Here is a 20668-nt window from a genome sequence, read left to right on the forward strand (position 1 = left end):
GATAGAAATGTCGAAAATGCATGTCAAACTCACCGTGAACGGCAAAGAGGTCGAAGGACTGGCCGAGCCGCGCACGCTTCTCATTCACTTCCTGCGGGAAGATCTGAAAATTACCGGCCCTCATATTGGTTGTGAGACCAGCCACTGCGGGGCCTGCACTGTCGATATAGACGGCAAGTCAGTCAAATCCTGCACGACCTTCGTGGCTCAGGTGAACGGGGCCGATATCACCACCGTCGAAGGGTTAGCCAATGATGATGGCAGCCTTGGGGTGTTGCAAGAAATGTTCCGCGAACATCACGGGCTTCAGTGCGGTTTCTGCACGCCGGGTATGATCACCCGCGCGCATCGCCTGTTGCAGGAAAACCCGAACCCGACCGAGGAAGAAATCCGTTTCGGAATGGCCGGGAATCTGTGCCGCTGCACCGGATACCAAAACATCGTCAAGGCGATCTCGGCCTCGGCTGACATTCTGAACGCTCAAGAGCCCTCAGGTAGCGAAGCGGTAGGGCAAACAAAAGTGGAGGCCGCGGAATGAACGACCAGACTTTGACCCCCGAAGAACGCGCTGCCAACCTCAAAGGGATGGGCTGCGCCCGAAAGCGTGTCGAAGATGTGCGCTTTACCCAAGGCAAGGGAAATTATGTCGATGACATTAAGCTGGACGGGATGCTGTTTGGTGACTTTGTCCGCTCGCCTTACGCACACGCTCGCGTGGTCAGCGTGAACAAAGAGGCAGCGCTGGCATTGCCCGGTGTTGTTGCGGTTTTGACCGCCGAAGATCTGGCTCCGTTGGGTCTGCACTGGATGCCGACCCTCGCAGGTGACAAGCAGATGGTGCTGGCAGACGGTAAGGTGCTGTTCCAAGGCCAGGAGGTGGCTTATGTGGTTGCCGAAGACCGGTACATCGCAGCGGACGCGGTCGAGCTGGTGGAAGTTGAATACGAGGAATTGCCGGTTCTGACCGACCCGTTCGAGGCGCTGAAGTCAGACGTGGTGCTGCGCGAAGACCTTGAAGGCCAGACCGAAGGCGCGCACGGCCCGCGCAAGCATCACAACCACATCTTTACATGGGAGCAAGGCGACAAGGACGCGACCGAGGCCGTTCTGGCCGAGGCCGATGTGGTCGCCGAGGAAATGGTTTACTACCACCGCACCCACCCCTGTCCGCTGGAGACCTGCGGCTGCGTGGCCTCGATGGACAAGGTGACGGGTAAGCTGACCCTCTATGGCACATTTCAAGCGCCGCACGCGATCCGAACGGTTGTGTCTCTGATTTCAGGTATCGCCGAGCACAATATTCGCGTCATCAGCCCCGATATCGGAGGTGGGTTCGGTAACAAGGTCGGCGCCTATGCGGGCTATGTCTGCTCGGTCGTGGCCTCCATCGTGACCGGCAAGCCAGTGAAATGGGTTGAGGATCGGATGGAGAACCTGATGACCACCGCCTTTGCCCGCGACTACTGGATGCAGGGTAAGATCGCGGCTACCAAAGATGGCAAGATTACCGGGCTGTGGTGCCACACAACAGCGGACCATGGCGGGTTCGATGCCTGTGCTGATCCGACCAAGTTCCCGGCTGGGTTCATGAACATCTGCACCGGATCCTATGATATTCCCACCGCTTATCTGGCTGTTGACGGCGTGTATACCAACAAGGCTCCGGGCGGGGTCGCTTATCGCTGTTCCTTCCGTGTGACCGAGGCTGCCTATTTCATCGAACGGATGATTGAGGTTCTGGCCATCAAACTGAACATGGACGCGGCCGAGCTGCGCCGGATCAACTTTATCAAGGCTGATCAGTTCCCTTACCAGTCTGCGCTGGGTTGGGAATATGACTCGGGCGATTATCATACCGCGTGGGACAAGGCGTTGAAGGCGGTCGATTATGAAGGTCTGCGGGCGGAACAGGCGCAGCGGATAGAGGATTTCAAAGCTGGCAAGACCCGTAAACTGTTGGGGATTGGTCTGACGCATTTCACGGAAATCGTGGGCGCTGGGCCGGTGAAGAACTGCGACATCCTTGGGCTGGGCATGTTCGACAGTTGCGAGATTCGCATCCACCCAACAGGGTCGGCCATCGCGCGGCTGGGGACGATCAGCCAGGGTCAGGGCCATGCCACGACCTTTGCCCAGATCATCGCGAGTGAGATCGGCCTGCCCGCCGATGACATCACGCTGGAGGAAGGCGATACCGACACCGCGCCTTATGGGCTTGGCACATATGGGTCTCGGTCCACGCCTGTGGCCGGAGCGGCAACGGCCATGGCGGCACGCAAAATCCGCGCCAAGGCACAGATGATCGCGGCCTATCTACTTGAGGTGCATGACGACGATGTCGAATGGGACGTGGACCGGTTCGCCGTCAAAGGCGCGCCTGAGCGGTTCAAGACCATGAAGGACATCGCCTTCGCTGCCTATAACCAGGCTATTCCGGGGCTTGAGCCGGGTTTGGAGGCCGTCAGCTACTATGACCCGCCGAACATGACTTATCCGTTCGGTGCTTATATTTGCGTCATGGAGATCGACGTGGATACCGGCGAATGGGAGGTCCGGCAATTCTATGCGCTGGATGATTGCGGCACCCGCATCAACCCGATGATCATCGAAGGCCAAGTCCATGGCGGCGTGACCGAGGCACTGGCCATCGCAATGGGTCAGGAGATCGCCTATGATGACATGGGCAATGTGAAAACCGGTACGTTGATGGATTTCTTCCTTCCAACTGCATGGGAAACGCCCAACTACACGACTGATCACACCGTTACGCCCTCACCACACCATCCGATTGGTGCAAAAGGCGTTGGGGAAAGCCCGAATGTAGGTGGCGTGCCTGCATTTTCGAATGCGGTTCATGATGCGTTCAAGCCGTTCGGGCTGGTTCAAAGCCACATGCCGCATGACCATTGGCGGATCTGGAAAATCGCGAGTGGGCTTGGGATGCACGGGTAATTGATTTCGAACCGGCCTAGCCGGTCCGATCAAACGGAGGGGGTTCTACCCCCTCCGAACCTCCCCCGGGATATTTTTGGCCAGATGAAGATTGGATCCTGGTTGTGACGCTGAGTGACGTAAAGAACGGATTGGCAAAACAGGGCTATGTGGCAGATGACCGTCTGGCAATGGCCCTGCATTTGGCAGACAGCCTGGGCCGCCCTTTGTTGCTGGAAGGTCCTGCGGGTGTGGGCAAGACCGAGGTGGCCAAGGCGCTGGCGGCGTGGCGGGACACGCGATTGATCCGCTTGCAGTGCTACGAGGGACTGGACGCCAGCCACGCTATTTACGAGTGGAACTATCAACGCCAGCTACTAGCGATCCGGGCCAGTGAAGCGCAGGGTGGGACCAGTGAAGCACAGCTGTTTTCTGATGAGTATTTACTGAAAAGACCTTTGTTAGAGGCTATATCAGAAGACAAGCCCCCGGTTCTTCTGATCGACGAGATTGATCGGGCGGACGAGGAGTTCGAAGCGTACCTTCTTGAAATATTGTCCGATTTCCAGATCACAATACCCGAGTTGGGCACAATTTCGGCACGGGTAAAGCCTATCGTCATTTTGACCGCGAATGGTACGCGGGATCTGTCCGACGCCTTACGGCGCAGGTGCCTGTACAGTTTTCTGGATTACCCGTCACGTGATACGGAACTTGCCATCTTGCGCGCTCGGATGCCGAAGGTCGAGGAAAGACTGGCCCGCCAGATCATCGGTGTCGTGCAGGCGCTGCGGAAAGAAGAGCTTGAGAAAACCCCCGGCATTGCCGAGATGCTGGACTGGGCTGCGGCACTGTCTGGTCTGGGGGTCAACGATCTTGCCAAATCAAGGGATGAGGTTCAGGCAACCCTTGTCTGCTTGCTGAAAACCGCCGCCGATTATGATGCGGCCCCGCCGGAAGTGATGGACCGGCTTATCGGGAAAGTGGCGTGATGCAGGTTACGCGTTTCCCCTCTCGTGCCGACGGTCTTTCTGACCGTATGTCGGGGTTTATTGCCCATCTTCGCATGAATGGCTTGCGTGTCGGGCCGCGGGAAACCGGGGATGCGCTGGCTGCCCTGACTGCGGTCAACGCGACCGACGTACGGCAAGCGCGGCAAGCCCTGCGCGCCGTTTTGGCTGGCGATTCCGAAGACTGGCGGCGCTTTGATGACTTGTTCGATGCCTATTGGTTCAACATGGGCAAACAACGCAAAGGTGCGGCACAGACGTCACATGTTCGGGTTCAAACAGCAAAGCCAATGATCTGGCAGCAAAACGACCAGACAGAAAAGGGTGCGAACTCGGATACGGATCAGAAGGCCACAGCTGATCCGCGCGATAGGTCGGCCACGGGGATAGACGGGAAGCTTGTTGCAACCCGTCAGGCCGACCTATCGCGTCAAGACCTGCGCGAGTTGTTGGACGAACAGAGCCTATTGCAGGCAGAAAAGGCTGCAATTGCGATAGCGCGTGCAATTCGCGACAGGCGCTCACGCAGACGTAAACAGGCGCTTCGTGGTCCGGCGCTGGATATTCGTCGCATTCAACGCGCCAGCCTCGCGCGGGGCGGAGAGCCGATTGACCTCTTTCACCGCGCTCGTCCACCGCGCCCTATGAAGATCGTGGCGCTGTGTGATGTCAGTGGGTCGATGACCGTTTATTCGCGTGTCTTTCTGGCCTTTCTCAAAGGGTTGATCAGCAGCGGGACGCAGGCGGATACCTATCTGTTCCACACGCGCCTGATGCGGGTCACAGACGCCTTGCGCGACCATGATACTCTGCGCGCGGCTGGGAGGCTGTCGCTGATGGCCGAAGGATTCGGCGGTGGAACCGATATCTCGGGGAGCCTCAACACCTTTCTGACAGGTTATGGTGCGCGGGCACTGAATGGTCGAACCATCGTGCTGATCCTGTCTGATGGGTATTGCAGTTCGGATCCGAAGGCGCTGGGCGATGTGCTGGCGCGTATCCGCCGCAAGGCAAGGCGGATCGTTTGGTTGAACCCGCTAAAAGGCTGGCGGGACTATCAGCCCATCGCCGCGGCGATGCAGGAGGCCAAACCCTACCTGGATGCGCATCTGCCTGCCAACACGCTTGAAGCCTTGGCAGCGCTAGAGCCGCAGTTCCGAAAGCTGTGAGAGGAGTCTGGTATGGGAAGTTTCGACATCTTCGACACCATTGAACAGTTGCGCAAAACGGATGAGGCGTTCTGTGTCGCTACGGTGTTACGAACGGCGGATGCAACCTCGGCCAAGGCAGGGGCCAAAGCCGCCATCACTCGGGACGGGCGCATTTTGGGGCATCTCGGCGGGGCCTGCGTTCAACGGGCTGTCCGGGCCTCGGCTCAGGAGGCCTTGAGCAGTGGTGCGCCGCGAATGATCCGTGTGAAACCTTCGGACAAGGTGGTGAAAATGGCCGATCCTGATGGCGTACAAACATTCAAAAGCGGCTGCCCGTCAGGCGGTACCGTCGATCTGCTTGTGGAACCTTATCAACACGCACCAAGGCTTGTGATCTTTGGCGAGTCGCTGATTGCCAAGGCGCTTGCTGCGCATGGGGCGTTATCAGGGTTCCGTGTTTGCGTAAGCGAAAGTGCCGAGATAGAGGGGGATTTTCAGCGCTTTACACAGGAGTCTATCGGGCAGTTGGGCGTCGAGGCGCGCGACTACGTTGTGGTTGCCTCTCAGGGTCGCGGTGATGCCGCAGCCCTGAAAGCCGCGTTGCAAACCGATGCTTTGCGCGTTTCCATGGTGGCCAGCCGCCAAAAGGCTGATACTTTGATAACGAAACTTATCGCTCAGGGGTTGGACCCGGTGCGGGCAGGGCGGCTAAAATCACCTGCGGGGCTGGATATCCATGCGATTGACCCGCACGAAATTGCCTTGTCGATCCTGGCCGAGATTGTGCTGTGGCGAAACAGTGATAAGACGACGGAGGCGTCTGATGATGAGAAACGCGCTTAACCGCCTGCGGGTCCTGTGGCCCCCGCGTCCTGAGCAAACGCCGAAAGAAGCGACGGAAACTGCGCTTTTGGTCTATCCGAGATGTTGCTGAACAAAGGAAATCTGAATGGAACTGAGTGATGAAATCCGCATCGCAGCACCGCGTGATGTTGTGTATCGCGCTCTGAACAACCCCGAAGTACTGCAGGAGTGTATTCCGGGGTGCGAAGAGCTGACCCAGAACTCACCCGAGGAACTTGCCGCGAAGGTTGTTCTCAAGATCGGTCCGGTCAAGGCAAAATTCGCCGGAGAGGTCACACTGGACAATTCCAACGCGCCCGAGAGGTTTTCGCTGACCGGTGAAGGTAAGGGCGGGGCAGCGGGTTTCGCCAAGGGCGGCGCCGATGTCACTTTGACCGAAGACGGCTCGGAGACCATTCTGGCCTATACCGCCAAGGTCGATGTCGGCGGCAAGATCGCTCAGCTTGGCAGCCGTTTGATCGCCGGAACAGCCAAGAAGCTATCAGGCAAGTTCTTCACGCGATTTGGTGAGATCGTGTCGGAACAGTCGGTTTCCTGACCATCGCCAATCACATGCGATAAAACCGGCGGGCCGTCGCCCCGAAAATCTGGTCGTGCTGTTTTTCAGGAACAAGAGCGGTATGCCGGCCAAGCAGTTCCGCATAAGTGGCAGACAGGCTGTCCACTGGAAAGTTTGATCCGAACATGCAGCGATTTGCCCCGAATTGGGTCAGGCATGTTTCGACGATGGGCCGGACGCTGTCGACGTTCCAGTTGTGATCAAACATACCAAGACCGGACAGTTTGCAAGTAATCTGGGGCAGACCCGAAAGGTTCCGCAATGCCTGTGACCAACTTTCCAGCCCCTGCGCTGACCTATCATGAGGTGAGCCAGCATGGCACAGCGCCACTTGGGTTGCGGGGGATTGCGCCAAAACGCTTGCGGTGTGTTCCATCAGTTCCGGCAGCAGTTGCAGATCGAAGCTTAAGCCACGATCGCCAAGCTGCTTCAGCCCGTCCAGAAACTTGGGGTTATCCAGCAGGTCATTTGTGCCGGATATTTGGTCCTCACCCGGTGCGCGACCGATGATCTGGCGCACACCGCGCACAGAAGGCAGTGTTTGCAAGCGGTCAAGCTGTGCGCTCAGATCATCCGAAGTCAGGTCGCAAAACGCGACCTGCACAAGCGGCCAGTCAGGGTTTTCGTCGGCAACGGATTGTATCCATTGCGCCTCTGCCCATGGGTCTGACGCGCCGACCTGAATATGGACCGACGCATCAAACTCCACGGCATCACTGCGAAACTGGGGCAGAAGATAGTCGCGCTGAATCGGCGTTGGGTCACCGAAAAAACGCACGGCACCCTTTTCCATCAGCCAGGGATAGTGGACGGTGCTCAGATCCCAGAGGTGATGATGCGCGTCGATCCTCATGGTGTTTCGATCCCTGTTGTGCGGGTCAGAATATCCACCCCTTGTTGGTTCCAGAAGTGGAGAAGGTCGATAAATATCCAGTTTTCAGCCAGCTTATCACCTGACCGACGATAGATATCGATTACGCGGAACTCACCGGGTTTTCCGGTGGCGGGCATTCCCATGAAGCCGCCAGAAGGTACCGCCGTAAAATTCGGCCAGCCGAAGAAACCGCCATAGTGCCCTTCGGCCAGGCGGCAGATATGCCTGGTTTTCGTCCTATCTGTAAAAGCCGCGCGGAACGGGCCGGAATGCTGCCGCGCGTAGCGTTCGATCGTATAGGTTGCACCGACGCCTTCGGGACCCCACCAGATCATGTCGTCATGCCATGTGCGCGCCAGCTCGTCGGTCAGGGACAGGCCGCTGTCCCATTGCCCAAGATCCGAGATCATGGCGTTGATGGCGTTCAGCGTTCTTTGCGCTTCATCTGCGGGTTGGTCTTCGAATAGCAAACCGTCATGGGTTATCGGCCCCGGCTGCACCAGATGCGCGGCGGTTTGCGGCGGAAACGGATTTTGACCGGCCTGCACCATCAGGTGTGGGATGTCGAAATACATTGCCGTTTCGGTGATCTGACCGTCCGCGACCTTGTGGAATGCGCAGTAACGCAGAAACGCCATCTTGCCAGTGGGGCGAATCCCCAGCCATGCCGCATCAAAAAGACCCATGAGGTGCCCCATCGACACCACCCATATGCCGTCATCGCTGAGTGAATTGGCGCCTGCAAAAAAGATATCCTGCCGCCGCTGCAACCGTGTGAGACTGTGTTTCAAGGGCTGCCAGAACCTGCGTGCCACCTCTTGCGGGCCGGTGATTTCGTTAAACGGATGAAAGCCGCGCCACAGCAGATTCGGCGCGCAGAAGCGGGTCATGACGGCGGTGAGGTCGGCCCCGCTTGCACTGTCGAGTGCGTCGTAGAAGGACAGGATCAACTTTTTTTCGGCTTGGAATCCCACAGTGCTTTCCATTTCATTTCAGTAGTTTGAGGTTTGAAAACCGTAAATCCGACTCGGTGTTCGGGCTTATACTTGCATACGTATGCAAAAAAGTCTTGCCTGATTTGATATACCCGAATTACAGTTTTGCACACGTATGCAAATCGAATCCTTGCAGGGGGCACCATGGCGGAAATTCAATTGCGCAACGTCGGCAAGCGCTGGGGCTCGTTCGTGGGGGTTCACAATTTCGACCTAACCATCGCTGACCGCGAATTCCTGGTCCTTCTGGGTCCGTCAGGGTGCGGCAAGACAACCACGATGCGTATGATTGCGGGCCTTGAGGACGTAACCGAGGGCGACATTCTTGTGGACGGCAAGGTCGTCAACGATCTGGAGCCAAAGGATCGCGATGTCGCTATGGTGTTCCAAAGCTACGCCCTTTATCCCAACATGAACGTCTATGAGAACATCCGCTTTCCGCTGAAGGTGCGCGGGATTGATCCGTCGACCCATGACGAAAAGGTCCGCCGCGCCAGCGCGATGGTCGAGCTGGATGACTTCCTGCATCGTAAGCCCGCTGAATTGTCGGGCGGTCAGCGACAGCGCGTGGCCCTGGCCCGCGCCATTGTGCGTGAACCCAACGTGTTCCTGATGGATGAGCCGCTGTCGAATCTTGATGCAAAGCTGCGGGTTTCGACCCGCGCACAGATCAAGAACCTCAGCCATGAACTTGCGGTAACAACCATCTATGTGACCCATGACCAGATCGAAGCCATGACCCTGGCCGACCGTGTTGTGGTGATGAAACAGGGCGTTGTGCAGCAAGTGGGCAGCCCGACCGAAATTTATGACCGACCCGCCAATACATTCGTAGCCAGCTTTATTGGCTCGCCCGCGATGAACCTGATGGATGGTGAGGTCTCAGGCGGAGTGTTCCGTACCAAGCATGTGGAAATACCGGTTGATGCGCCGGACGGCCCGATGACGTTAGGCTTTCGCGCCGAAGACGCCAGCCTTGCCGAGGGCGATGGTGAAATTTCCGCACCGATCTACACGCTGGAGCTGTTGGGTGACGCGACCATGATCTCGGTCCGGGTTGGCGGTGCCCTTGTTTCGGTCAAGGCCGATAAATCTTTCCGCGCCGAGATAGGCGAGCCGGTCTCGTTCTCGGTGCCAACAGAAATCTGTCACCTCTTTGAAGCTGAAAGCGGTGCGCGGATTGGGGAGTAACCCCAAAACAGCCCATTCGGGCATAACACCGGTCCGGACGTCGACGACGGACCGATCCTGACAGGGAGAAACGCATGAAACTCAAATCACTTTTCATGGCAGGTGCCATGTCCCTTGCCGCAGGTGGCGCGTGGGCCGATTGTGCCTTTGAAAATGACGTGCCGTTGAAATCGCTTTCGGCAGGGTTCGAAGCCTGGAAAGCCGTGACCGATGCGATGGCTGAATGCGGCAACTTCAGTGCTTCGCTGGACCAGGAGTTCCGCGAAAAGCAGCCCGAAGCGTTTGCAGCCGATCCGGCGCTTTACCAGATTGGCGGTGTCTCGAACGCGACACTGGTGCCCCTGCTCAATGCAGGAACCATTCGTCCGGTGGATGACCTGGTCGAAAAATACGGTCAGAACCTCCTGCCGAACCAGTTGATCAAGGTCGACGGCAAAACCATGGCGATTGCGATGATGGTTAACGCCCAGCACCTGATGTATCGCAGCGATGTTCTGGCCGATCTGGGCATCGAAGAACCCAAGTCGTATGACGATGTTCTGGCTGCTGCCGCCAAGATCAAAGAGGCAGGCGTCATGGAATATCCGATCGGAGCCACCTTCAAAACCGGTTGGAACCTCGGTCAGGAATTCGTCAACATGTACCTCGGTGAAGGCGGTGAGTTCTTCGGCGAAGGAAACATGCCGACGATTAACAACGACCAAGGTGTCGCGGCGCTGGAAATGATGAAGGCCATGACCGAATACATGGACCCTGAATACCTTGTGTCTGACTCCACCTACGTTCAGCAGCAGTTCCAGCAGGGCAAGATTGCCATGGCGAACCTTTGGGCAAGCCGTGCAGCGGCAATGAATGACGAGGCCGAAAGTCAGGTGGTTGGCAAGGTTACGATGGCGGCGGCCCCGATGGGTTCGGTCGCTCCTGCGACCACGGTCTGGTGGGACGGGGTCGTTTTTGCCACTAACATGAGCGATGAAGAGGCCGATGCCGCTTTCCGCGTTGCGCTTGAAGGCATGGATGAAGACATGGTTCGTGCCAACAATGATGCCGCCGTCTGGCTAAGCCCTGCCTATTCCGCAGGTGAACTGGCCGCAGGTGCTGCCGCATCCGCCGAAGCGGGCGCCAAGGCTTATCCGGCATCGGGACCGATGGGCATCATGCACACCGCTTTGGGCAACGGCTTGGCCGATTACCTGACGGGTGCCAAGGACGCCCAGACAACACTGGCCGATATCGAGGCGGACTATACAACCGCCGCCAAAGAAGCCGGTCTGATCTCCAACTGATCCTCCTGCGGGAGGGCTGCGGCCCTCCTGCGCCTTCCCCTGAGAACCATGAGAAAGGCAGAGCCATGAATTTCCGGACATTTGCCGCCTTTGTCGGCCCTTCTGTCTTTATGATGCTTCTCTTTATCGCGTATCCGCTGATCAGCGTGTTCATGCAGAGTTTCTACATCACGCAACCGATTTATGAGACGGTAGAGATAGAAACCTGTACGCCCGGTTTCCTGACACAGACTTGCATAACGGAACAGGTCTCTCAGCCCAAACTGGACGAGCACGGAGAGATCATCACACAAACAGAATACGTTGGGCTGCAAAGCTATCGCAATGTGCTTGAGCCTGAACGGGCCTGGCGCGCGATCAGCAATGGCGAATGGAACGTGTTGTCCACGATTAACTTCTGGAAGGCGTTGCGTTTTACCCTGACGTTCACCCTGATTACATTGCCGTTGGTGATTGGGTGCGGTCTGGGCATTTCGGTCCTTATCAACAATGCTGCCCGGGCCATTCGCGGGCCCGTGATTTTCGTCTCGTTGCTGCCTTTCATTATCACGCCCGTGATTGGGGTACTGTCGATCAACTGGCTGTTTCGGGGCGATGGTATTCTGACCGCGATGCTTGAGACGTGGCTGAACCGCGACATCGCCTTGTTTGCACAAGCCTGGACGATCGAGATCCTGATGATGGTCTACCGTGTCTGGCACGTCGCGCCCTTTGCTGCCATCGTGTTCTACGCCGGATTGCAGACCGTCAACCAGGACAGTCTTGAAAGCGCGGTCATCGACGGTGCGACCCGCTGGCAGCGGATGAAGTACATCGTGATCCCGCATCTGATGCCGCTGATCATCTTCGTGTCGATGATCCACCTGATGGACAGCTACCGGGTGTTTGAGGAAATCGTCGGCTTCTCAAGCCAGGGATATGTCATCTCTCTGCAGTGGCTGACCTACGACTTCCTTGTGCCTGATCAGGCCGGCAACCGGTCGATCAGCCGGGCCTCGGCCAGTGCCATGCTGACCATGATCGGCGTCGTCATCCTGCTTATCTTCCCGCTGCGCCGGACATGGCGTGATCATAAAGGAGGTCACTAAGATGTCTTCACGTGCGCTTCGCCAACCCCTTAGCTTAAGGCTGACGTCGAATATCTTCCTTGCATTCTGGTGCATCGTGGCCGTCTTTCCGATCCTTTGGATTACGGTCATGAGCTTCAAATCGCCGGTAGATGCTTTTGACAGCAATGCGCTGAACGTCATCTTTGGGCCAGCAACATTGGCCAAAGGGCAGGGAATATCGATACTCGATATTATTGCGGGCATTGCGATTTTCTGGGGTACCATCCTTGTTTCAACGAAAACGCTGCCCTCTATGGTCAGGTCATACACCAAACCCGGACAAGCGTGGTTTGGGTGGGTGATCGGTGTACTGGTTGTGATCGTCGGCTTCCTGTTGGTGTTTTTCGTAATCCTGCCCGCAGTTCTGGGTGTGCTGAACCCGATTTTTGGCCCGCTCGGAAAAGATGTGCTGGGTTTGACCACCGAGCACTACAAAACAGTGTGGATAGACCGCGGTTTTTCCGACAATTTCCAAAACTCGCTGATCGTAACGACTGGAGTTGTCACGCTGTCACTGACCGTGGGTACACTGGCCGGATATGGGCTGGCGCGTTCAGGCTCGACACTGGCGTTCTGGATCCTGATTGTTGCGCTGATTTTCCGGGCTTTGCCCCCTTCGGTGCTGGTTTCGGGTTACCTGCCTGTCTTTATTTCTTCGGCCGAATGGCTGGCCCCGATCCTTGGGGAAAACGCGCCTACGCTTTACGGAAAACCATTTGCCGTAATTGCGGTACTTGTGGCAATAAACCAGCCCTTTACCATCTGGATGCTGCGATCATTCTTCCAGAACATCCCGTCCGAACTGGACGAGGCTGCGCGGGTTGATGGTTGCAGTCACTTTCAGGCGTTCCGGCGTGTTATCATGCCGGTGATGTGGCCGGGTGTGATCACCACGGGTTTGTTCAGCTTCCTGCTGGCGTATAACGACTTTCTTGTCACGTCTCTGCTTCTGGACGCGCAGAACCAGACGATGGTTCCGGCCATTGTTGGTATGTTCAACCGCGAAACGACGACTACCGATCAGGTCGTCGCCGTGGCGGCTGCTGTATCGATCACGGCACCGCTGATCTTTCTTGTTCTGATCTTCCAACGCCAAATCGTCAGCGGCCTGACCGCCGGAGCCGTGAAAGGCTGATGAGTAACCACGCCCGACACAACGCCATGGCGCGCCATCCTGCCTTGAACAGGTTGCCACGGGACTTCCTGAGCTTTGGGGTGTCTCCTCAAAACTCATCCCCGGACAACCTGAAAGGATATGAAGAATGAAAGGCTCCCGCCCCGAACAAGCGGTTCTGACCCGCGACACGGACCTGAGCAAGACGGAAGAAACACGCCATGTCATCGAAACCATGGTCGATGGGCTGAACGACCACCGAATTGACGATATCGGCGAGTTTTTTTCGCAGGGTTTTCGTTGGATGGGCAACCAGGGCTGCGGCACCAAGACCGGTTTGAAAGAGTTTCAGGACAACTGGCAGCGCCCGTTTCAGGCGGCGTTCTCGGACAAGACCTGTATCGACGAAGCCCGGCTGTACATGGGTGAATGGGCGGCTGCGTTTGGTCGTCAGGAGGCCACTCATTCAGGCGAGTTTCTGGGTATCGCCCCGACAGGTAAACGGGTCGAGATTCGGTACATGGATTTCTGGAAAGTGGTCGACGGCAAGATCGTGGACAATTGGGTGAATGTCGATTTCGCCCATGTTGCGGCGCAGTTGGGCGTGGACGTGTTCAACGGACAAGGCTGGGAAGCATTTGACCGGGGCGAAAAAACTCCGCCTCGGCCCGAAAACTGAGGATTGGAAACATGACAATCAAGTATCTGAAACGCGGGAAGTCTGACGCCGACCGGGCCGAGGATGACGCCAAGACACGGGCCGTTGTTGAAGCCACGCTGAAAGACATCGAAACCCGCGGCGATGCCGCCGTGCGTGAACTGAGCGAGAAGTTCGACAACTATTCTCCGCCCTCGTTCCGGCTGTCGCAGCAGGAGATCGACGATCTCATTGGTCAACTGACGGACCGTGAATTGGCTGATATCAAGTTCGCGCAGGAACAGGTGCGAAACTTTGCGCAGGCCCAGCGCGACTCGATGCTGGATATTGAGGTTGAGACTTTGCCCGGTGTTATTCTGGGCCACAAGAACATCCCGGTTCAATCGGTCGGATGTTACGTGCCCGGCGGTAAGTTTCCGATGGTGGCCTCGGCGCATATGTCGGTGGCGACGGCTTCGGTTGCGGGTGTGCCCCGGATCATCGCCTGCACGCCACCGTTCAACGGCAAGCCCAACCCAGCGGTGATTGCTGCCATGTATCTGGGCGGGGCGCATGAGATTTATGTCATGGGTGGCATTCAGGCGATCGGTGCTATGGCACTGGGGACCGAGACGATCGACCCCGTTCACATGCTGGTCGGCCCCGGCAACGCCTTTGTGGCCGAAGCCAAGCGTCAACTGTTCGGCCGTGTCGGTATCGACCTGTTTGCTGGTCCGACCGAAACAATGGTGATTGCCGACGAGACCGCAGCAGATGCGGAACTGTGCGCAACCGATCTTCTGGGTCAGGCTGAGCATGGCTATAACAGCCCCTGCGTGCTGCTGACCAATTCGCGCAAACTGGCCGAGGACACCATGGCCGAGGTCGATCGCCTGCTTGGCATCCTGCCAACGGCTGGCACTGCAAAAGTGTCGTGGGACGAGTACGGCGAAGTGATCGTCTGTGACACCTATGACGAGATGCTGCAGGTCGCCGATGACATCGCGTCCGAGCATGTTCAGGTCATGACTGACCGCGATGACTGGTTCTTGGAAAACATGACCTGCTACGGCGCGTTGTTCCTTGGTCCGCGCACCAATGTCTCGAACGGAGACAAGGTGATCGGAACAAACCATACCCTGCCAACGAAGAAAGCCGGGCGCTATACCGGCGGGCTTTGGGTAGGCAAGTACCTCAAGACGCACAGCTATCAGAAAGTGCTGACGGATGAGGCGGCGACGCTGATCGGCGAATATGGCTCACGTTTGTGCATGCTGGAAGGTTTCGTTGGCCATGCCGAGCAATGCAATGTTCGCGTGCGCAGATATGGCGGCATCAATGTCCCCTATGGCGAACCTGCCCCCTATCGGGATGCTGCAGAATGAGTGACGCGCATAGCCGACACAAGGCTCTGATCGCACCGCTTCGGGCCGCGATGTACGATTTTTCCGAGGCCGGTGTTCGCAAGGCGCTGGCTGAGGTTACGGCTGACGATGCCGTATTTCACCTGTGCCATCCGTTCGGCGACAGCACTGGCAGCGATGCATTTTATGACCGCGCCTACAAGGATCTTCTGGATGCCTGGCCCGATCTCGAACGGCGCGACTACATCGTCATGGCCGGACCGGATGAAGATGGCGCCGACTGGGTCGGTTGTGGGGGTTACTATACCGGTACTTTCACGGGTCAGTGGCTTGATATTCCGCCAACCGGTCATCAAGTGACCATGCGGTTCCACGAATTCTTCCGGTTTGTGGACGGCAAGGTTGTTGAGGTTCAGGCGCTTTGGGACATTCCTGAGGTCATGATGCAGGCAAACGCCTGGCCGATGGCCCCCAGCCTTGGTCATGAATGGCATGTGCCCGGACCGGCGACACAGGACGGTTTTGTGCCCGGTCCCTATGATGCGGCCAAGGGCAAGGCGACCTGTCAGCACATCATCGACATGCTGGAACACCTGAAAAAGCACCCGTCGCAAGGTGGGCCCGAAGTTATGGAGATGGAGCGTTTTTGGCATCCGCGGATGAACTGGTACGGCCCATCGGGCATCGGCACCGGGCGCGGCTATGCAGGCTTTCGCAACTGGCACCAGATACCGTTCCTGAACGGTATGCCGGATCGTGGGCAATACGTGAATGACATCACCTATCACTTCTTTGGTGACGGCGAGTACGCTGCGGTGACCGGATGGCCCAACATGATCCAGACCGTGACCCATGATGGTTGGCTGGGGATCGCGCCTTCGAGCAAGAAGATCACCATGCGCAGCCTCGATTTCTGGCGGCTTGAAAACGGGCGCATTCGGGAAAACTGGGTTCTGGTTGATCTTCTTGATGCGTATCGGCAGCTTGGCGTTGACGTCTTTGCCCGTCTGCGGGAATTCAATAAGGCCCGCAATCTGGGCCGCATTGAAACGCCCGATGGAATGAGCTGATGACCGACCTGCCCCGTACTCCTTCGTTTTCGCTAAAGGGTAAAACCGCCCTTGTGACCGGCGCCTCCTCGGGGATCGGGCAGGGCTGCGCCGTGGCACTGGCCGAGGCCGGCGCCCACGTGGTCTGTGCCGCGCGGGGTGCCGACCGCCTGGCCGACACCGTTGCCGCGTTGCAGGGGCAGGGCTGGTCAGCCGAGGCCGCGGTTGTGGATCAGGGTGATCTGAACGCTCTGAAACACCTGTTCGAAGACCGCGCCTTTGATGTCGTTGTGAACTCTGCCGGAACCGCGCGCCACAGCCCGGCGGTTGAGACGACGCCCGAGGATTTCGACGCCGTCACCGATGTAAACCTGCGGTCCGCCTATTTCCTGTCGGCCTATGCAGCCAAAGCATTGATGGCCGCGGGCAAACCGGGGTCGATCATTCATATCTCAAGCCAGATGGGTCACGTGGGCGGAGTTGACCGAGCGCTCTACTGCGCAACCAAGCATGGGCTTGAGGGTATGGTCAAAGCCATGGCGATCGAATGGGGCAAGCAGCGCATTCGGATCAACACAATCTGCCCGACCTTTATTCGCACGCCTCTGACCCAATCAACTTTCGACAATCCGGAACGGGCCGCCTGGATACTTGAGAAAATCAAGCTGGACCGTGTGGGTGAGGTTGAAGACATCATGGGTGCGGTCACATATCTTGCCTCGGACGCCTCGGCGCTTGTCACCGGGACTTCGATGCTGATTGACGGCGGGTGGACGGCGGACTGATGCCCGAGAAAGTCACCTCTCTTCAGGTTGCGCAGCTGGCCGGTGTCAGCCAGTCGGCGGTCAGCCGGGTGTTTACCCCCGGTGCGTCGGTCAGCAAAAAGACCGAAGAGAAGGTGCGCGAGGCCGCGGCAAAACTGGGCTATCGCCCTAACGTTCTGGCGCGGGCGATGGTGTCTGGCAAAAGCCGCATCATCGGCTTGGTGGTCGGGTATCTGGACAATTACTTTTATCCCGAAGCGCTTGAGAAGCTTTCAAATGCCCTGCAAGAGCGGGGCTACCACGTTTTGATTTTCATGGCTTCACGCTCGGCCGGGAATATCGACGATGTGATGGACGAGATCCTTGATTATCAGGTGGACGGGGTCATTCTGGCCTCGGTCCCCATGTCATCGGACATCGCCATGCGCTGCCAGCAGGCAGGGGTACCGGTGGTTCTGTTCAACCGTAGTCAGGATATTGAGGGGATCACCACCGTCACGTCCGACAACTATGCGGGTGGTCGTAAAGTGGCCGAGTTCCTGGTGGCGGGGGGCCATGAACGGATTGCTTACATCGCAGGTTGGCAGGGCGCTTCGACTCAGCGTGACCGCGAGGCCGGATTTCGCGCGGCGCTGAACGCGGCCGGGCATGACCTGTTTGCCCATGACGTGGGTGAGTTTCACACCGAAAACGCCCGCGCCGCCGCGCGCAGGATGTTCGATGTGGACCCCAATAAAAGACCGGATGCCGTATTTGTTGCCAACGACCATATGGCCCTGGCTGTGATGGATGTGATCCGCTTTGAACTTGGCCTGCGCGTGCCCGAGGACGTCTCGGTCGTGGGCTATGATGACGTGCCGCCCGCAGGGTGGCCCGCCTATAACCTGACGACAATCCGGCAGCGGGCCAACATGATGGTGGCCGAAACCGTAGCCGCGCTTTTTGAACATATCGACTCCCCCGCGACGATCGAGCCGCGCAAGGTGGCCATTGATGGGCCATTGGTCGTGCGGACCTCGGCCCGGTTGCCAAAGGGGTGGACACCACAAAGGACAGAGACATGAAAGGCTTCGATCCGAAGTTCCGGGATTTTCCGGACTACATCATCGGTATCACCAAGGAAATCTGGGAAGACCGGGGTATAGCCACACTGCATGACTATTACAGCGAGGATATCGTTGTACGGTCGCCCGCGTCGGTGGTCGTGGGCAACCAGAATGTCATCGGCGCAACCATGGCGACGCTGGCCGAGTTTCCTGACCGGCAGCTTCTAGGCGAGGATGTGATTTGGTCTGGCACGCCCGAAGACGGAATGCTGAGCTCTCACCGGATTATCTCGACTGCGACGCATCTGGCCGAAGGTGTGTATGGCAAGCCCACAGGCACCAAGCTGCGCTACCGGATTCTGGCGGATTGCCATGCCATCGACAATCAGATCAACGATGAATGGTTGATCCGAGATCAGGGTGCCATCGTGCGGCAGATGGGATGGGACCCCAAGGAATATGCTTCGGACCTGATCGCACGCGAAGGTGGGCCGGACACCTGCGTCAAACCCCTGACGCCCGAAACCGATAAGCCCGGACCCTACACTGGCACTGGCAACGACAATGAATGGGGTCAGCGCTATGCCGATATACTGACCCGAATTATGAGCGCCGATATGCGCGTGATCGAGGCCGAGTATGACCGCGCCGTGCAGTCCGAATATGTCGGCGGTGTCACGGGCCACGGGTGGGACTCGGTAGACCGGTTCTGGATGGGTCTGCGCGCCAGCTTCCCCAATGCCAAATTCAAAATCGAACACCAGATCGGCCGCGACGATCCGAACATGGCCCCTCGTGCTGCGATCCGCTGGAGCTTGTGGGGCAAGCATGACGGGTGGGGTGTTTTTGGTGCGCCGACTGGTGCACAGGTCTATGTTTTGGGCATCAGCCATGCCGAGTTTGGCGAGTTGATCACGGGCCATCCGCATTTGCGCCGCGAATACACGTTGTTTGATGAAACCTCGGTCTGGAAACAGATTCTGCTGCAAGGTGGAGAGGGCTGAGTGACCGCGATGGTATCATCTCTGAACGCCAGTCAGGCGGCGCAGCGATATCATTCGTACCGCGCGTCGCTGCGCGCGCGGCGTCTGAACAATCGTCCTCCGGGGGTGGGGATTGATCCCATCACACCCCTCAATCCCAAGGAGACACAGCCATGAGTACCATTCAACAACGCATCGTCCGTTATGGCGAACTGCAGCCCTGTAAAACCGCCTTTATCGATGCGCATACGCCGGGCAGCGATCAAAAGGAAAACTTCACTATTATCGGTGGTGGCGTGTCGGAGTCGCCGGATCAGCACGTACATATCACCGACAAGATCGGCTTTAACATCGGTGCGGCGGGTCAGCCGCCGAAATGCCGAAACTCGCTGCACAGCCACACCACGGCCGAGGTGTTTTTCGTTGCCAAAGGCCGCTGGCGGTTTTTCTGGGGCCGCTATGGGACGGCGGGTGAGTTCATTGCCGAAGAGGGTGACATTTTCAACATTCCTACCGGCATCTTCCGTGGTTTCGAAAATGTGGGTCAGGACTACGGGATGATCATGTCGATCCTTGGCGGCGATGATGCGGGCGGGGGTGTCACGTGGGCACCGCAGGTGATCCAGGACGCGCAGGCACATGGTCTGATGCTGGGTGACAATGGCGTCTTATACGACAGCAAGAAGGGTCAGGAGCTGCCGCACAATGTCCGCCCGATGCCTGTTTTGACCGAAGAAGAGTTGAAAAACTATCCTGAGGTTCCAGTCGATGCTGTAGTTGGTAAATACGTGGCTCGATACTGGGACCTGATGGCGCTGGCAGCAGACAAACCGGCTCTGGTGATCGGCGAAACCGGCCTTATCAAAGACAAACCGGGTTTTGAGGTTGATTTCCTGACCCGTGGCTCGTCCGTCACCGAAGCGGTCAAGGCCGATAAGCCAGTGGTTCTGATGCCAGCCAGTGGCCATTGGCGCATCTCTGTCGACGGGTACGAGACGGTATTGTCCAACGGTGATACCGCGCTGGTCATGCCGGGCGAGGCATACAGCGTAGCGCCCTCCATGACCGGGCAGGCAGGTCTGTATCGGATCACGGCAACTGACGATCCCGCCGGAGCCACCTGGGTCGGATGACCCTTGATCCCGACAATACCCGCGCGGTCTATGACCGGCAGGCCAGAACCTATGATGAGCAACGTTCGCGGGTTCTGTTCGAAGCGCGCTGGCTTGCGCGCTTCACCGCCAGTCTGAAACCCGGTGATCACGTTCTGGATCTGGGCTGCGGCACGGGCGAACCCATCGCGCGCTGGTTCATGGCCGAAGGGTTCACTGTCACCGGCGTCGATTTCTCGGACGCCATGCTAGCGATTGCCCAAAGCCGTTGGCCCGATTGCGATTGGCGGCAGGCGGATATGCGCGATTTTGAGTTGAACCAGACATTTGATGGGATCATCGCCTGGAACAGTTTTTTCCACCTGACCGCTGATGAGCAGACAAGCTGTATCGCACGAATGTCACGCCATCTGCGCCCGGGCGGTATGCTGATGCTGACCGTAGGCCCAAGCGCAGGTGAGGAACACGGCACAGTCGGCGGAGAGGCGGTGTATCACGCGTCCCTTTCGCCCGCAGGCTATGCGACTTGTCTTGAGGAAAACGGGATGATCATGACCGGCTTTCTAGCAAAAGATCCGGAAACCCAAAGCCATACAGTTCTGATGGCGCGCAAGATATAACGGAGGGGC

General features: G+C 57.8%; 21 protein-coding genes. 19 read left to right on the plus strand and 2 right to left on the minus strand.

The window, feature by feature from the left end; translation table 11 throughout:
- The first annotated feature begins 7 nt into the window (after positions 1 to 7).
- From AVO44_RS19475 to AVO44_RS19500, 6 genes are all read left to right on the plus strand, one after another.
- On the plus strand, positions 8 to 538 hold the full coding sequence (locus AVO44_RS19475) for a (2Fe-2S)-binding protein (protein ID WP_068340826.1): 531 nt from the start codon (positions 8 to 10) through the stop codon (positions 536 to 538).
- Positions 535 to 2952: an aerobic carbon-monoxide dehydrogenase large subunit gene (locus AVO44_RS19480; RefSeq protein ID WP_068340827.1), complete on the plus strand. Its 2418-nt coding sequence runs from the start codon at positions 535 to 537 to the stop codon at positions 2950 to 2952. Before AVO44_RS19475 ends, AVO44_RS19480 begins: the two co-directional genes overlap by 4 nt.
- A 104-nt stretch (positions 2953 to 3056) precedes the next feature.
- Entirely contained in the window at positions 3057 to 3923 is an 867-nt protein-coding gene (locus tag AVO44_RS19485) for an AAA family ATPase (RefSeq protein WP_068340828.1), read from the plus strand.
- Complete coding sequence (locus AVO44_RS19490) at positions 3923 to 5110, plus strand: vWA domain-containing protein (RefSeq protein ID WP_068340829.1); 1188 nt, start codon at positions 3923 to 3925, stop codon at positions 5108 to 5110. The genes AVO44_RS19485 and AVO44_RS19490 overlap by 1 nt, the downstream gene beginning before the upstream one ends.
- Before the next feature lie 12 nt (positions 5111 to 5122).
- On the plus strand, positions 5123 to 5935 hold the full coding sequence (locus AVO44_RS19495) for an XdhC family protein (protein ID WP_068340832.1): 813 nt from the start codon (positions 5123 to 5125) through the stop codon (positions 5933 to 5935).
- A gap of 106 nt (positions 5936 to 6041) precedes the next feature.
- On the plus strand, positions 6042 to 6494 hold the full coding sequence (locus AVO44_RS19500; protein WP_068340835.1) for an SRPBCC family protein: 453 nt from the start codon (positions 6042 to 6044) through the stop codon (positions 6492 to 6494).
- Positions 6495 to 6504: 10 nt separating this feature from the next.
- On the opposite strand, the gene AVO44_RS19505 is transcribed toward AVO44_RS19500, so the two are convergent.
- Together AVO44_RS19505 and AVO44_RS19510 are read right to left on the minus strand one after the other, a co-directional pair.
- Entirely contained in the window at positions 6505 to 7368 is an 864-nt protein-coding gene (locus AVO44_RS19505; protein WP_068340838.1) for an amidohydrolase family protein, read from the minus strand.
- Complete coding sequence (locus tag AVO44_RS19510; RefSeq protein WP_068340840.1) at positions 7365 to 8375, minus strand: nuclear transport factor 2 family protein; 1011 nt, start codon at positions 8373 to 8375, stop codon at positions 7365 to 7367. The genes AVO44_RS19505 and AVO44_RS19510 overlap by 4 nt, the downstream gene beginning before the upstream one ends.
- Before the next feature lie 153 nt (positions 8376 to 8528).
- On the opposite strand from AVO44_RS19510, the gene AVO44_RS19515 reads away from it, so the two are divergent.
- From AVO44_RS19515 to AVO44_RS19570, 13 genes are all read left to right on the plus strand, one after another.
- Entirely contained in the window at positions 8529 to 9575 is a 1047-nt protein-coding gene (locus tag AVO44_RS19515; RefSeq protein ID WP_068340842.1) for an ABC transporter ATP-binding protein, read from the plus strand.
- A 74-nt stretch (positions 9576 to 9649) separates the two neighbouring features.
- Positions 9650 to 10861: an ABC transporter substrate-binding protein gene (locus tag AVO44_RS19520; protein ID WP_068340844.1), complete on the plus strand. Its 1212-nt coding sequence runs from the start codon at positions 9650 to 9652 to the stop codon at positions 10859 to 10861.
- A 65-nt stretch (positions 10862 to 10926) separates the two neighbouring features.
- The gene (locus tag AVO44_RS19525) at positions 10927 to 11949 is read left to right on the plus strand and encodes a carbohydrate ABC transporter permease (RefSeq protein ID WP_068340847.1); all 1023 of its coding nucleotides are present in this window, start codon (positions 10927 to 10929) and stop codon (positions 11947 to 11949) included.
- Between the two features lies 1 nt (position 11950).
- Positions 11951 to 13105 carry a carbohydrate ABC transporter permease gene (locus tag AVO44_RS19530; protein WP_068340850.1) on the plus strand — a complete coding sequence of 385 codons (1155 nt, stop codon included), beginning with the start codon at positions 11951 to 11953 and terminating at the stop codon, positions 13103 to 13105.
- Positions 13106 to 13232: 127 nt separating this feature from the next.
- Positions 13233 to 13763, plus strand: coding sequence for an ester cyclase (locus AVO44_RS19535; protein WP_068340853.1), 531 nt, complete (start codon positions 13233 to 13235; stop codon positions 13761 to 13763).
- A gap of 11 nt (positions 13764 to 13774) precedes the next feature.
- Entirely contained in the window at positions 13775 to 15106 is a 1332-nt protein-coding gene (gene hisD, locus AVO44_RS19540) for a histidinol dehydrogenase (protein ID WP_068340855.1), read from the plus strand.
- On the plus strand, positions 15103 to 16155 hold the full coding sequence (locus tag AVO44_RS19545; RefSeq protein WP_068340858.1) for an ester cyclase: 1053 nt from the start codon (positions 15103 to 15105) through the stop codon (positions 16153 to 16155). Before hisD ends, AVO44_RS19545 begins: the two co-directional genes overlap by 4 nt.
- Positions 16155 to 16919: an SDR family NAD(P)-dependent oxidoreductase gene (locus AVO44_RS19550; protein ID WP_068340862.1), complete on the plus strand. Its 765-nt coding sequence runs from the start codon at positions 16155 to 16157 to the stop codon at positions 16917 to 16919. The genes AVO44_RS19545 and AVO44_RS19550 overlap by 1 nt, the downstream gene beginning before the upstream one ends.
- A complete protein-coding gene (locus tag AVO44_RS19555) occupies positions 16919 to 17962 on the plus strand; it encodes a LacI family DNA-binding transcriptional regulator (RefSeq protein WP_068340866.1) in 1044 nt (347 codons plus the stop codon). Before AVO44_RS19550 ends, AVO44_RS19555 begins: the two co-directional genes overlap by 1 nt.
- Positions 17959 to 18948 carry a nuclear transport factor 2 family protein gene (locus AVO44_RS19560; protein WP_068340878.1) on the plus strand — a complete coding sequence of 330 codons (990 nt, stop codon included), beginning with the start codon at positions 17959 to 17961 and terminating at the stop codon, positions 18946 to 18948. The genes AVO44_RS19555 and AVO44_RS19560 overlap by 4 nt, the downstream gene beginning before the upstream one ends.
- Positions 18949 to 19104 carry a hypothetical protein gene (locus AVO44_RS21395; protein ID WP_169794887.1) on the plus strand — a complete coding sequence of 52 codons (156 nt, stop codon included), beginning with the start codon at positions 18949 to 18951 and terminating at the stop codon, positions 19102 to 19104. It begins immediately after the preceding gene.
- A complete protein-coding gene (locus AVO44_RS19565) occupies positions 19101 to 20060 on the plus strand; it encodes a cupin domain-containing protein (RefSeq protein ID WP_068340881.1) in 960 nt (319 codons plus the stop codon). The genes AVO44_RS21395 and AVO44_RS19565 overlap by 4 nt, the downstream gene beginning before the upstream one ends.
- Entirely contained in the window at positions 20057 to 20659 is a 603-nt protein-coding gene (locus tag AVO44_RS19570) for a class I SAM-dependent DNA methyltransferase (protein ID WP_068340883.1), read from the plus strand. The genes AVO44_RS19565 and AVO44_RS19570 overlap by 4 nt, the downstream gene beginning before the upstream one ends.
- The last annotated feature ends 9 nt before the right edge of the window (positions 20660 to 20668 follow it).

This window comes from Ruegeria profundi (assembly GCF_001507545.1).
GTDB classification, from domain to species: domain Bacteria; phylum Pseudomonadota; class Alphaproteobacteria; order Rhodobacterales; family Rhodobacteraceae; genus Ruegeria; species Ruegeria profundi.

Excerpts from the sequence above, each read along its gene's own strand:
- AVO44_RS19565 (WP_068340881.1), top strand. The coding sequence starts at position 19,101 with ATGAGTACCATTCAACAACGCATCGTCCGTTATGGCGAACTGCAGCCC.
- AVO44_RS19500 (WP_068340835.1), top strand. The coding sequence starts at position 6,042 with ATGGAACTGAGTGATGAAATCCGCATCGCAGCACCGCGTGATGTTGTG.
- AVO44_RS19530 (WP_068340850.1), top strand. The coding sequence starts at position 11,951 with ATGTCTTCACGTGCGCTTCGCCAACCCCTTAGCTTAAGGCTGACGTCG.
- AVO44_RS19515 (WP_068340842.1), top strand. The coding sequence starts at position 8,529 with ATGGCGGAAATTCAATTGCGCAACGTCGGCAAGCGCTGGGGCTCGTTC.
- AVO44_RS19545 (WP_068340858.1), top strand. The coding sequence starts at position 15,103 with ATGAGTGACGCGCATAGCCGACACAAGGCTCTGATCGCACCGCTTCGG.
- AVO44_RS19550 (WP_068340862.1), top strand. The coding sequence starts at position 16,155 with ATGACCGACCTGCCCCGTACTCCTTCGTTTTCGCTAAAGGGTAAAACC.
- hisD (WP_068340855.1), top strand. The coding sequence starts at position 13,775 with ATGACAATCAAGTATCTGAAACGCGGGAAGTCTGACGCCGACCGGGCC.
- AVO44_RS19490 (WP_068340829.1), top strand. The coding sequence starts at position 3,923 with ATGCAGGTTACGCGTTTCCCCTCTCGTGCCGACGGTCTTTCTGACCGT.
- AVO44_RS19555 (WP_068340866.1), top strand. The coding sequence starts at position 16,919 with ATGCCCGAGAAAGTCACCTCTCTTCAGGTTGCGCAGCTGGCCGGTGTC.
- AVO44_RS19505 (WP_068340838.1), bottom strand. The coding sequence starts at position 7,368 with ATGAGGATCGACGCGCATCATCACCTCTGGGATCTGAGCACCGTCCAC.
- AVO44_RS19520 (WP_068340844.1), top strand. The coding sequence starts at position 9,650 with ATGAAACTCAAATCACTTTTCATGGCAGGTGCCATGTCCCTTGCCGCA.
- AVO44_RS19495 (WP_068340832.1), top strand. The coding sequence starts at position 5,123 with ATGGGAAGTTTCGACATCTTCGACACCATTGAACAGTTGCGCAAAACG.
- AVO44_RS19525 (WP_068340847.1), top strand. The coding sequence starts at position 10,927 with ATGAATTTCCGGACATTTGCCGCCTTTGTCGGCCCTTCTGTCTTTATG.
- AVO44_RS19560 (WP_068340878.1), top strand. The coding sequence starts at position 17,959 with ATGAAAGGCTTCGATCCGAAGTTCCGGGATTTTCCGGACTACATCATC.
- AVO44_RS19475 (WP_068340826.1), top strand. The coding sequence starts at position 8 with ATGTCGAAAATGCATGTCAAACTCACCGTGAACGGCAAAGAGGTCGAA.
- AVO44_RS19570 (WP_068340883.1), top strand. The coding sequence starts at position 20,057 with ATGACCCTTGATCCCGACAATACCCGCGCGGTCTATGACCGGCAGGCC.
- AVO44_RS19510 (WP_068340840.1), bottom strand. The coding sequence starts at position 8,375 with ATGGAAAGCACTGTGGGATTCCAAGCCGAAAAAAAGTTGATCCTGTCC.
- AVO44_RS19535 (WP_068340853.1), top strand. The coding sequence starts at position 13,233 with ATGAAAGGCTCCCGCCCCGAACAAGCGGTTCTGACCCGCGACACGGAC.
- AVO44_RS19480 (WP_068340827.1), top strand. The coding sequence starts at position 535 with ATGAACGACCAGACTTTGACCCCCGAAGAACGCGCTGCCAACCTCAAA.